10 protein-coding genes are annotated in these 12,362 nt (G+C 55.3%); 2 read left to right on the forward strand and 8 right to left on the reverse strand.

The features are described from left to right. Positions 1-64 precede the first annotated feature (64 nt). Complete coding sequence (gene rbn / locus OGY72_RS11140; RefSeq protein ID WP_126317645.1) at positions 65-982, forward strand: ribonuclease BN; 918 nt, start codon at positions 65-67, stop codon at positions 980-982. Between the two features lie 64 nt (positions 983-1,046). Continuing rightward, the gene (locus OGY72_RS11145) at positions 1,047-2,051 is read left to right on the forward strand and encodes a chemotaxis protein (RefSeq protein WP_003839364.1); all 1,005 of its coding nucleotides are present in this window, start codon (positions 1,047-1,049) and stop codon (positions 2,049-2,051) included. 58 nt (positions 2,052-2,109) lie between these two features. Here the strand turns inward: OGY72_RS11145 and nuoN are convergent, their stop codons facing one another. The 8 genes from nuoN to nuoG form a co-directional block, all read right to left on the reverse strand. Further along, entirely contained in the window at positions 2,110-3,567 is a 1,458-nt protein-coding gene (gene nuoN / locus OGY72_RS11150; protein ID WP_003027689.1) for an NADH-quinone oxidoreductase subunit NuoN, read from the reverse strand. A 6-nt stretch (positions 3,568-3,573) separates the two neighbouring features. Beyond that, complete coding sequence (nuoM, locus tag OGY72_RS11155; protein WP_003027692.1) at positions 3,574-5,103, reverse strand: NADH-quinone oxidoreductase subunit M; 1,530 nt, start codon at positions 5,101-5,103, stop codon at positions 3,574-3,576. A 251-nt stretch (positions 5,104-5,354) separates the two neighbouring features. Further along, complete coding sequence (gene nuoL / locus OGY72_RS11160; RefSeq protein ID WP_257661788.1) at positions 5,355-7,196, reverse strand: NADH-quinone oxidoreductase subunit L; 1,842 nt, start codon at positions 7,194-7,196, stop codon at positions 5,355-5,357. After that, on the reverse strand, positions 7,193-7,495 hold the full coding sequence (nuoK, locus tag OGY72_RS11165; protein WP_000612644.1) for an NADH-quinone oxidoreductase subunit NuoK: 303 nt from the start codon (positions 7,493-7,495) through the stop codon (positions 7,193-7,195). Before nuoK ends, nuoL begins: the two co-directional genes overlap by 4 nt. After that, complete coding sequence (nuoJ, locus tag OGY72_RS11170; RefSeq protein WP_003028059.1) at positions 7,492-8,046, reverse strand: NADH-quinone oxidoreductase subunit J; 555 nt, start codon at positions 8,044-8,046, stop codon at positions 7,492-7,494. The genes nuoK and nuoJ overlap by 4 nt, the downstream gene beginning before the upstream one ends. Positions 8,047-8,057: 11 nt before the next feature. Continuing rightward, entirely contained in the window at positions 8,058-8,600 is a 543-nt protein-coding gene (gene nuoI, locus OGY72_RS11175) for an NADH-quinone oxidoreductase subunit NuoI (RefSeq protein WP_003028062.1), read from the reverse strand. 14 nt (positions 8,601-8,614) lie between these two features. Further along, complete coding sequence (gene nuoH / locus OGY72_RS11180) at positions 8,615-9,592, reverse strand: NADH-quinone oxidoreductase subunit NuoH (RefSeq protein WP_003028063.1); 978 nt, start codon at positions 9,590-9,592, stop codon at positions 8,615-8,617. Continuing rightward, positions 9,589-12,315 (reverse strand): NADH-quinone oxidoreductase subunit NuoG, encoded by a 2,727-nt coding sequence (gene nuoG / locus OGY72_RS11185; protein WP_149282061.1) that lies wholly within the window; start codon positions 12,313-12,315, stop codon positions 9,589-9,591. Before nuoG ends, nuoH begins: the two co-directional genes overlap by 4 nt. Positions 12,316-12,362: the final 47 nt, after the last annotated feature.

Raw genomic sequence — 12,362 nt, forward strand, 5'->3', positions numbered from 1 at the left:
CTGCCCCTATGTTGTGATAACCTGAACACCCTGCCTTATTGATGGCGAAAAGTGTAACGCAAAGATGGAATTACTATTTTTAGGCACGTCTGCGGGAGTCCCCACGCGCTCACGCAATGTAACGGCAATTTTACTGAATCTGCAACACCCGACTCAGGCGGGGCTGTGGCTTTTTGATTGCGGCGAAGGGACGCAGCATCAGATGCTCACCACGCCTTTCAATCCAGGAAAACTCGATCGTATTTTTATCAGCCATCTGCACGGCGATCACCTGTTTGGTTTACCGGGGCTACTGTGCAGTCGCTCAATGGCCGGCAATGTCCAGCCTCTGACGCTCTACGGGCCAAAAGGGTTGCGAGAGTTTACCGAAACCGCATTGCGTCTGAGCGGCTCCTGGACCGATTATCCGCTGGATATTGTGGAAATTACCGCGGGTGAGATTGTGGATGACGGCCTGCGAAAAGTAACGGCGTACCCGCTGGCGCATCCGCTGGAATGCTACGGTTTTCGCATTCAAGAGCACGACAAACCGGGTGCGCTTGACGCCAATGCCCTGAAGGCGGCAGACGTTAAAGCGGGCCCGTGGTTTCAGGATTTGAAAGCCGGAAAAACCATCGTGCTGGAGGATGGTCGAGCGATTAACGGTGCCGATTTTCTTTCCCCGCCCACCAGGGGAAAATCAGTCGCTATTTTCGGTGACACAGGACCCTGCGCGTCCGCCATTGAACTGGCTCGAGGTGTAGATGTCATGGTACACGAAACCACGCTGGAGGCGTCAATGGAGGAAAAAGCAAACAGTCGCGGGCACAGCTCAACCCGACAAGCCGCACAGCTGGCGCTGGATGCCGGAGTGGGACGTCTGATAATGACCCACGTTAGCTCACGCTACGATGAAAAAGGCTGCCAGCGCTTACTCGCAGAGTGCAAAACAATATTTCCAGACACGGCACTGGCTCACGATTTCGCCATTTTCAGCGTTTAACGCTCTATTTTTCCGCCTCAGTGCCGATAACAGTGGAAAGGCTGGCTTTCACACTGAGGACAGGATGAACAATTTCCAGAAAGATATTGATGACAGGACAAACCTAACCCTGTCTAACCGTTTTGAACTGCTGCTGTTTCGCCTCGGCAAATCTGTTGAGGAGCAGAAATCAGAGCTGTTTGGCATCAACGTATTCAAGCTACGTGAAATCGTGCCGATGCCGACCTTTACGCGTCCGGCGGGTATGAAGGCCCCGTTACTGGGTATGGTTAATATTCGCGATCAGGTGATCCCGGTGATTGACCTGCCCGCCGTCGCGGGCTGTAAGCCAGAGACCGGACTCAACATCCTGTTGATCACAGAATATGCCCGCAGCGTCCAGGCGTTTGCTGTGGAGTCAGTGGAAAACATTATGCGCCTGGACTGGCAACAGGTGCATACCGCCGAGAAAGCCGTTAATGGTCGCTATATCACCAGTATCGCTTGCCTGGACGACAACAAAGAGACTAACAACCTGGCGCTGGTGCTCGACGTTGAGCAGATCCTGTACGACATCGTACCGGCGAACCACGACCTGCGCGCAACCGATCTTAAAACCAATAAATTCAACATCACGCCGGGTGCGGTGGCGATTGTGGCTGATGATTCCAAAGTGGCCCGCGCCATGCTGGAAAAAGGGCTTAACGCCATGGAGATCCCGCATCTGATGCATGTAACAGGCCAGGATGCATGGGAAAAAATACAGCAGCTTTCCGCAGAAGCGCTGGCGGAGGGCAAGCCAATCAGTGAGAAGATCGCCCTGGTGCTCACCGATCTCGAAATGCCGGAGATGGACGGTTTTACGCTTACCCGTAAGATAAAAACAGACGAACGTCTGAAGAAAATCCCGGTCGTTATCCACTCTTCGCTTTCCGGTAGCGCGAACGAAGATCACGTTCGCCGAGTAAAAGCGGATGGCTACGTGGCCAAATTCGAAGTCAATGAGCTTTCTTCAGTGATCCAGGAAGTGATGGATCGCACAGCGAAAGGCATCAGCGGTCCGCTGGTGAGCCGTCAGCTATTAAACTGACCGTATTTCACGCATAAAAAAACCCGCCAAGGCGGGTTTTTTCGTCTCTGCATTTCGTTTACATCAGCGGAGTCGCTAACTGCACAATGCTGATCAGCGGTTGTGGGTAAATACCCAGCACCAGAACCAGCAGGGCAGAAATCAGCACTACGATACCGCCCGCGCTGTACTGCCAGTTAGACGGCGCATCACGGTTCAGCTGTTGCGGTGCGCTCAGGTACAGGCTCACGGCAACGCGCAGGTAGTAGTACAAACCAATCGCGGAACCGACCACCACAGCGGCAACCAGCCACCACAGGTTAGCCTGCACACCGACGGCCAGTACGTAGAACTTACCGATAAAGCCCAGCGTCATCGGGATACCTGCCAGAGACAGCATCATCACCGTCATCACTGCCGCGAGGATCGGACGATGCCAGAACAGACCACGGTAGGAGAACAGAGAGTCCGCATCCGGGCCGCGGTACGGGCTGGACATCAGGCTGACCACACCGAACGCGCCGAGGCTGCTGAACAGGTAACCGGCCAGGTAAACGCCAACCGCTTCCATCGACATCTCGCCGCTCTGCAGAGCAATCAGCGCCACCAGCAGGTAACCGAGGTGAGAGATAGAAGAGTAACCGAGCAGACGTTTAATATTGGTCTGGCTCAGCGCCATCAGGTTACCGAAGATGATGGAAGCAAAGGCAATTACGCCCAGTACGATACGTACCGCTTCGCTATCCCCTACCGGGGCGTACAGGAACAGACGCATCACCACGCCGAAGATAGCGATTTTGCTCGCCGTCGCCAGGAAGGTGGAAACCGGAGCAGGAGCACCCTGGTATACGTCTGGGGTCCACAGGTGGAACGGAACCAGCGAGAGCTTAAAGCCGAGGCCAACAATCATCAGACCGAAGCCAGCCAGCAGCAGCGGTTCGTGCAGCATGCCGTCGCCGAGGCTCTTACCGAGTGCAACAAACGACAGATTTCCAGACTGCGCGTACACCAGCGCCATACCGAACAGCAGGAAGGAAGACGCTGCGGCAGACAGAATGGTGTATTTGATACTGGCTTCCAGCGAACGTTTCTGACGGAACGCATAGCCAACCAGACCAAACAGCGGCAGAGAGATCAGCTCAATACCAAGGAACAGCGCCGCCAAATGGTTAGCGTTAGCCAGCAGAATACCGCCAAGTGCGGCAATCAGCACCAACAGGTAGAACTCTTCCCGGTTGTCATCGTAGCCTTCCAGCCACGGGTAAGCGAAGGTACAGGTGGCAAGACTCGCCAGTAGCACCAGCCCGGTGTAGAGCATGGCGAAACCGTCAACCCGCATCAGCGGGGTGACGTCCATGGCGCCCGCCTGGCCAACAAACCAGAGCGAAACCAGCGCGGCGTTAAGCCCAATGACCGACAGCGTGGCATTGAGGAAGTGATTGCGTCGCCACGCAATGGAGAGCATCACAACCACCACCGTCAAGCCGACGATCAGCAGCGGTAGCAGCGCAATCAGGTGTTGTGGAGTTATTGTCATGGCGATTTACGGCCTTGTAGTAGTAACGGAATTAACAAACCACTGCTGGATGTTGCTCATCGCAGAATGCGAGGTATCCAGAATCGGCTGCGGATAGAAGCCAAGCAGTACCAGAAGCACAACCAGCAACAGGATGATAAACAGCTCACGCAGCGACATCCCTGGCAGTTCAACACTGGCAATCTGGCTCTTCGCTTTACCGAAGTAAGCGCGATGCAGCATCGCCAGCGAGTAAACAGAGGCAAATACCAGACCAAAAGTCGAGATCACGGTAATGACCGGAACCACCTGGTAGCTGCCGAACAGAATCATAAATTCGCCAACGAAGTTACCTGTACCCGGCATACCCAGCGTACACACTGCGAAGAACATCGACAGCGCAGGCAACCATTTCATTTTGCCCCACAGGCCGCCCATCATACGCATATCACGCGTGTGCAGACGTTCGTACAGCTGACCACACAGGATGAACAGACCGGCTGCAGACAGACCGTGCGCGATCATCTGAATAACCGCACCCTGGTACGCCAGCTGGCTGCCGGTGTAGATAGCAATCAGTACGAAGCCCATGTGCGATACGGAGGTGTAGGCGATCAGACGTTTGATATCGTACTGATTAAAGGCCATCCACGCGCCGTAGAAGATACCGATTACGCCCAGCCACATTGCGATAGGTGCAAACTCCGCCGACGCGTTCGGGAACAGCGGCAGGGAGAAGCGCAGCAGACCGTAAGCCGCGGTTTTCAGCAAGATCCCCGCCAGGTCAACGGAACCTGCGGTCGGTGCCTGGGAGTGCGCATCCGGCAACCAGCCGTGCAGCGGAACCACCGGCATTTTCACCGCGAAGGCGATAAAGAAGCCCAGCATCAGCAGATATTCCACACCGTGGGACATCGGGGTATTCAGCAGCTCTTCATAGTTGAAGGTCCACACACCGGTCGCTTTATAGTGCACAAACACCAGCGCCAGGATGGCAATCAACATCACCAGACCACTCGCCTGGGTATAAATGAAGAACTTGGTCGCCGCCGTGATACGCGTTTTACCGTCAGAGGCTTTATGCCCCCACAACGCGATCAGGAAGTACATCGGCACCAGCATCATTTCCCAGAAGAAGAAGAACAGGAACATGTCGATGGCAAGGAACACGCCGATCACGCCGCCTAAGATCCACATCAGGTTCAGATGGAAGAAGCCCTGGTATTTTTCGATTTCATTCCAGGAGCAAAGTACCGCCAGAACACCGAGCAGACCGGTCAGCACTACCATCAGCAGCGACAGACCGTCGATAGCCAGATGAATAGAGATGCCAAAACGTGGGATCCACGGCAGAACAAATTCAGACTGCCACTGCGGAATGCCAGCGGATTGCGTCAGTGAATAGCCGCCCTGCAACCACAGTTGCAGGCCAAGCGCCAGCGTCAATCCCATGGTAATCAGCGCGATCCAGCGAGGCACCTTCACGCCAAAGCGTTCGGTCTGCCAGCACAGGAAGCCACCGATAAAGGGAATTAATATCAACCAGGGTAATAACATAGCTAAGTATGTCCCTTATATTTACTCCTGCTCAGGCTATCTCACTCGTCAGCCCAAATCCCGGCAGTGCTCGCAATCCTCACGTACTTCAGTACGCTCCGGTTGCTCTGCGCTGGCGGTCTCCGGTCTGACTTCGCCGATGACGCCTGTACATCAGGAACAGATTTTCAACGAATTCTAAAAATTATTTTTGGGTTTGTAGGCCGGATAAGCGCAGCGCCATCCGGCAATCGTTCATCCAGCCAACAAACTCAACGCATTACCATCAACAGTGCCAGCACAACGACGGCGCCGATGCTCATTGATGCGACATACCAGCGCAGATAACCGTTCTCGCTTAACAGCAGGCCTTTACCTGCAAAGCGGGAAAGGATCGCCGGAATGTTCATCATTGAGTTGAGCGGATCGCGTTTCAGCAACCAGGCAACACCCAGGAATGGCTTGACGAACACTTTGTCGTACAGCCAGTCGAAGCCCCAGGCGTTATACCACCAGGTACCCAGCAGGCGGCCCGGCGCACTGTTCGCAATCGATGTCACCAGCGTGCGTTTACCCAACCACAGCCATGCTGCGATCAGGATGCCCGCAATCGCTACGATACCGGAGGTAATTTCCAGCGTCATGACGCGACCATGCTCAAGCTCGGTCGTCGCAGGCAGTACACCCTGCAGCGGCGGCACAATCAGCGCGCCAACGAAGGTGGACAGGATCATCAGCACAATCAGCGGCAGATGATGGGTAATCCCCTTCCCTGCGTGAGCGTGAATTTGTTCTTTACCGTGGAACACGATGAAAATCATACGGAAGGTATACAGAGAGGTCATGAACGCACCAACCAGACCTGCAACCATCAGATTAATATGACCATTCGCCATTGCACCGGCCAGAATCTCATCCTTACTGAAGAAGCCAGCGGTAATCAGCGGCAGAGCTGACAGCGCCGCGCCACCGATCAGGAAGCAGAGATACACCAGCGGAATTGACTTACGCAGCCCGCCCATCTTGAAGATGTTCTGTTCGTGGTGGCAAGCCAGGATAACCGAGCCGGATGCCAGGAACAGCAGCGCTTTAAAGAAGGCGTGCGTCATCAGGTGGAAAATAGCCGCATCCCACGCTTGTACGCCGAGAGCCAGGAACATATAACCAATCTGGCTCATGGTGGAGTACGCAAGAACGCGTTTGATGTCGGTCTGTACCAGCGCAGCAAAACCCGCCAGCACCAGAGTGATAGCACCGATAATCCCCACCAGGTGCAGGATTTCAGGCGTCATCAGGAACAGGCCGTGCGTACGTGCTATCAGGTAGACACCGGCGGTAACCATCGTCGCGGCGTGGATCAGCGCGGAGACAGGCGTCGGGCCGGCCATCGCATCAGCAAGCCAGGTCTGCAACGGCAGCTGTGCAGATTTACCGACCGCACCGCCCAGCAGCATCAGGGTTGCCCACATCAGCATGTTGTTACCGTCTGCAAAGTGCGCAGGCGCCAGTTCCACCATTTCGCGGAAGTTCAGCGTGCCCAGCTCGTTGTAGAGGATGAACAGCGCGAACGCCAGGAATACGTCACCAACGCGGGTTACCACGAAGGCTTTCATTGCCGCAGCGCCATTCTTCGGATCGGTGTAGTAGAAACCAATCAGCAGATAGGAGCACAGGCCCACGCCTTCCCAGCCGAGGTACATAAGCAGCAGGTTATCCGCCAGTACCAGAACCACCATGCTGGCGATAAACAGGTTGGTGTAGGCGAAGAAACGAGAATAGCCCTCTTCTCCGCGCATATACCAGGAAGCGAACATGTGGATCAGGAAACCAACGCCGGTCACCACGGAGAGCATGGTCAGCGACAGGCCGTCCAGCACCAGGTTAAAACCGATGTTGAAGTCACCGACTGACATCCACGTCCACAGCGGCTGGCTGTAAGCCTGCTGACCATTGGCAAAGAAATCAACGCCAACAAACGCAGTCACCAGCGCGGCCAGGCCGATCGAACCGACACCCACGGTAGCGGACAGATTTTCTGACCAACGACCACGAGAAAACGCCAGTAATACAAAGCCAATAAATGGCAGAATAATAGTTAAGGCAAGCATGTTCATCCACGCATCTCACTTACTGAATCGATGTTCAGGTTCTGGCGACGGCGATGAAGTTGCAGCAACAGCGCAAGCCCAATGCTCGCTTCGGCAGCCGCAAGGCTGATGGCGAGAATATACATCACCTGACCATCGGTCTGGCCCCAGTAGCTTCCGGCGACCACAAAGGCCAGCGCGGAGGCGTTAATCATGATTTCCAGCCCGATCAGCATAAACAGCAGATTGCGGCGGATAACCAGACCGGTTAAGCCCAGCACGAATAAGATCGCAGCGAGGATCAGTCCATGTTGTAAGGGGATCATGCGTGCTCCTCCGTTTTTCTTTTCGCGCGGTCATCGGTGCGATTGCTCAGCACTTCACCAGAACGCTCTTCGCGCCCCACGTGGAAGGCAACAACCAGACCCGCCAGCAGCAGCATCGAAGCCAGTTCAACCGCCAGTACATACGGTCCGAACAGGGAAATACCGACCGCTTTCGCGCTAATTGGCGTGCCGTCGATGCCCTGATCGTTAACGCCCAGAATGGCGTAAACAATAACCACCAGCATGATAGCCGACAGAATCGCCGGACCAATCCACACCTGCGGTTTCAGCCACTGGCGTTCCTGCTCAATTTCAGAACCACCAAGGTTGAGCATCATCACCACGAACACGAACAGCACCATGATGGCGCCCGCGTAGACGATAATTTCCAGTGCACCAGCGAAGTAAGCGCCTAACGAGAAGAACACCCCAGAAATCGCCAGCAGCGAAATAATCAGGTACAGCAACGCGTGTACCGGATTGGTGTGGGTGATCACCCGCAAGGTTGCGAGAATGGCTATCAGGCCACAGATATAAAAAGCGAACTCCATTGCCCCTCTCCTTACGGTAACAGGCTCTTGACGTCGATAGGCTTAGCTTCGTTCTCTGCTTCGCCCTTATCTTTGCCGTCGATTGCCATACCTGCCATCCGGTAGAAGTTATATTCCGGGTATTTGCCCGGACCGGAGATCAGCAGATCCTCTTTCTCGTAAACCAGGTCCTGGCGCTTGTACTCACCCAGCTCGAAATCTGGAGTCAGCTGAATAGCCGTTGTCGGACAGGCTTCTTCGCACAGACCGCAGAAAATGCAGCGTGAGAAGTTAATGCGGAAAAACTCCGGATACCAGCGACCGTCTTTGGTCTCTGCTTTTTGCAGAGAGATACAGCCTACCGGACACGCTACCGCACACAGGTTACAGGCAACGCAGCGCTCTTCACCGTCTGGATCACGAGTCAGAACGATACGACCACGAAAACGGGGCGGTAGATAGACCGGCTCTTCCGGATACATCTGCGTTTCGCGTTTCGCGAACGCATGCAGGCCGATCATCCAGATACTGCGTACCTGGGTGCCGAAACCTACGAACAATTCTTTTAAGGTCATGGTCTTTGTGTCCCTTATTGCGCCTGCCAGAGAATGACAGCCGCCGTTACCAGCAAGTTGACGAGCGTCAGCGGCAGACAGACTTTCCAGCCGAAGGACATTACCTGGTCATAACGAGGACGCGGTAACGACGCACGAATCAAAATGAACATCATCATGAAGAACGCGGTTTTCAGCGCGAACCAGACGAATGGCGGTAAGAACGGGCCATGCCAGCCACCGAAGAACAGGGTAACCATTAGTGCAGAAATGGTGACAATACCGATGTACTCACCCACGAAGAACAGACCGAATTTCATACCGGAATATTCAATGTGGTAACCGTCGGCCAGTTCCTGCTCGGCTTCTGGCTGGTCAAACGGGTGACGGTGGCACACCGCCACGCCCGCGATGGCAAAGGTGACAAAACCAAAGAACTGCGGAATAACGTTCCAGATATCAGCCTGGTTGTTGACGATGTCGGTCATGTTAAATGAACCGGCCTGCGCCACCACGCCCATCAGGGAAAGTCCGAGGAACACTTCATAGCTCAGCGTCTGCGCAGACGCACGCATCGCACCGAGCAAAGAGTATTTGTTGTTACTGGACCAGCCGGCGAACAGTACCGCGTATACCGCGAGGCCCGCCATCATCAGGAAGAACAGGATCCCGATGTTCAGGTCAGCAACCACCCAGTTCGGACTCACCGGCACGATGGCGAAAGCCAGCAACAGCGAGGTGAAGGCGATCATCGGTGCCAGGGTAAAGATGACGCGATCCGAGAATTTCGGGATCCAGTCTTCTTTAAAGAACATCTTGATCATGTCCGCAACCAGCTGGAGCGAACCGCCCCAGCCAACACGGTTCGGTCCGTAACGGTTCTGGAACAGACCCAGCAGACGACGTTCGCCAAAACTCATGAATGCCCCGCAGGTGACCACCACCAGCAGGATCACGACCGCTTTGAGAATGCTCAGCAGGATCTCAATCAGATCGGGTGTAATCCAACTCATTGTTGTGCCTCCTGCAGATCCTCAAGACGCGCACCAGCCAAAACCGGCGCGATGCCAGGCATACCCATCGGCAAACCAACCTGCCCTGCCGTTAATCCTTCGGCTATTTCAACCGGCAATGTAACCGTGTTGCCATCGTAGCTGAAAGAAACGCGCGTACCGGCATTAACACCCAACTTCGCGGCATCAGCCGGGTTGAGTTTGATGTACGGCTGCGGCATACGGGTCTGGAAGACCGGCGCACGCTGGGACATTTCGTCACTGCCAAACAAATGGTAGTACGGCGCGATACGCCACTGACCATCCTGAGCCTGGAAGCTCGCCGGAACGGTGGTGAAGTAATCCATACCATCCGCAGAAGCTTCGATCAGGCGCACGCCCGGATCGCCATGACGCAGTTTACCGCCCACTTCATCCTGGAACTTGTTCCACGCCTGTGGGGAGTTCCAGCCTGGAGCCCAGGCAAACGGAATTTGTGAACGCGGCGCAGACGGTTGGTTGTTCCCTTCCATAGAGAAGGCGAACATGGTGTCTTTGTCCTGCGGCTGGCGCGGTTCGTGTACGCTGATGTTGGCGCGCATTGCGGTACGACCACTGTAGCGGTGCGGTTCACGAGCCAGTTTCTGTCCACGGATACGGAAGGTTGCGTCCGGCGCGGCATCTTTGATACCCGCCAGCTGCGGCAACTTCTCAACGACCGCGTCGATAACGTGGTCGAGCTGCGTCCAGTCCACTTCGCGGCTCTGCACGGTGCTGTGCAGCGAGTGCAGCCAGCGCCAGCTTTCCAGCATGATAGTGTTGCTGTCGTAGTAGGACGGATCATAAACCTGGAAGAAACGCTGGGCGCGGCCTTCGTTGTTAATCACCGTACCATCGCTTTCGGCGAAGCTTGCGGCGGAAAGCACCAGATGAGCGTTTTCCATAATTGCCGTACGCTGATGGTCAATGACCAGTACCAGAGGTGCTTTCGCCAGCGCAGCGTTCACACGCGTTGCTGAAGCATGGCGATGCAGGTCATTCTCCAGCACCACAACGGCGTCAGCACGACCTGTTTCCAGCTCGGTCAGCGCATCGTCAAGGGAACCACCGCCAATCATACCCAGGCCCATGCTGTTAACAGAGCGAGCAATCATGGTGATGCCAACGTCTGCGCCACGGCCTTTCAGCGCCTTCGCCACGTTGGCAGCCGCCTGAATCACTTCGGCGCTACCAGCGTTGGTGCCGGAAATAATCAGTGGTTTCTTCGCCCCGGCCAGTGCCTGAACGATAACGTCAATTTTGTTCTGCAGGTCACGGTCGATACCGTCAACCGCCGGAGCGTTGTTATCCAGCGCATGAGCGATAGCGAAACCTAAACGCGCCTGATCTTCAACCGGTGCACGATAGGTCCATGCGGCGATGTCATCCAGACGGGTGTTATCGACGTTGGTAACGAACAGCGGGTGCTTAGCACGCTGGCCGATGTTAAGGATTGCTGCGATCTGCCAGTCAGCCACTTTCTGTGCCGCCGCCATTTCACGCGCTTTACCTTTCACCGCCTGACGCACTGCCAGCGCAACGCGTGCGCCGGTCTGGGTGACATCTTCGCCCAGCACCAGAACCGCATCATAAGATTCGATTTCGCGCAGTGCCGGAGTATGAATCCCGCCGTCACGCAGCACGCTCAGTGCCAGTTGCAGACGTTCCTGCTCGCCCTGGGCGATACCGGTATAGAAGTTTTCCGCACCCACCAGTTCACGCAGCGCGAAGTTACTTTCAACGCTGGCGCGCGGGGAGCCGATACCAATTACTTTCTTCGACTGACGCAGAATATCTGCCGCGCCCTGCATCGCCTGCTCGGCGTTCAGCGTGATCAGGTCATCGCCACGACGCTGTACCGGCTGACGTGGACGGTCTTTCAGGTTCACGTAACCATAGCCAAAACGACCACGGTCGCAGAGGAAGTAGTGGTTAACGGTACCGTTATAACGGTTTTCGATACGACGCAGTTCACCGTAGCGTTCACCCGGGCTGGTGTTACAGCCGATGGAACACTGCTGGCAGATGCTCGGCGCAAACTGCATGTCCCATTTACGGTTATAACGCTCGGAGTGCGTTTTATCAGTGAAGACGCCGGTCGGGCAAATTTCTACCAGGTTACCAGAGAACTCGCTTTCGAGCGTACCGTCTTCCGGGCGACCGAAGTAGACGTTGTCATGTGCGCCATAGACGCCCAGATCCGCGCCATCGGCGTAATCTTTGTAGTAACGTACGCAGCGATAGCAGGCGATGCAGCGGTTCATTTCGTGAGAGATGAACGGCCCCAGGTCCTGGTTACGGTGAGTACGCTTCGTGAAGCGGTAGCGACGGAAGCTGTGACCGGTCATGACGGTCATATCCTGCAGGTGGCAGTTGCCGCCCTCTTCACAGACCGGACAGTCGTGCGGGTGGTTAGTCATCAACCACTCCACGACGCTTTCGCGGAACTGTTTCGCTTCTTCGTCATCAATAGAAATAAAGGTGCCTTCGGTGGCCGGTGTCATACAAGACATCACCAGGCGACCACGCGTGTCTTCCGCGTTTTGATATTGCTTCACCGCACACTGGCGGCAAGCACCGACGCTTCCCAGCGCCGGGTGCCAGCAAAAGTACGGAATATCAAGGCCGAGAGACAGACAAGCTTCCAGCAGGTTGTCCGCTCCGTTGACCTCATATTCTTTGCCGTCTACATGAATCGTAGCCATAGTCAGCATGCTTCCAGTTGGCTCGGTCGTAACCGAGCGTTAATCGA

The sequence above is a fragment of the Citrobacter sp. Cpo221 genome, from assembly GCF_030332345.1.
GTDB classification, from domain to species: Bacteria; Pseudomonadota; Gammaproteobacteria; order Enterobacterales; family Enterobacteriaceae; genus Citrobacter; species Citrobacter portucalensis.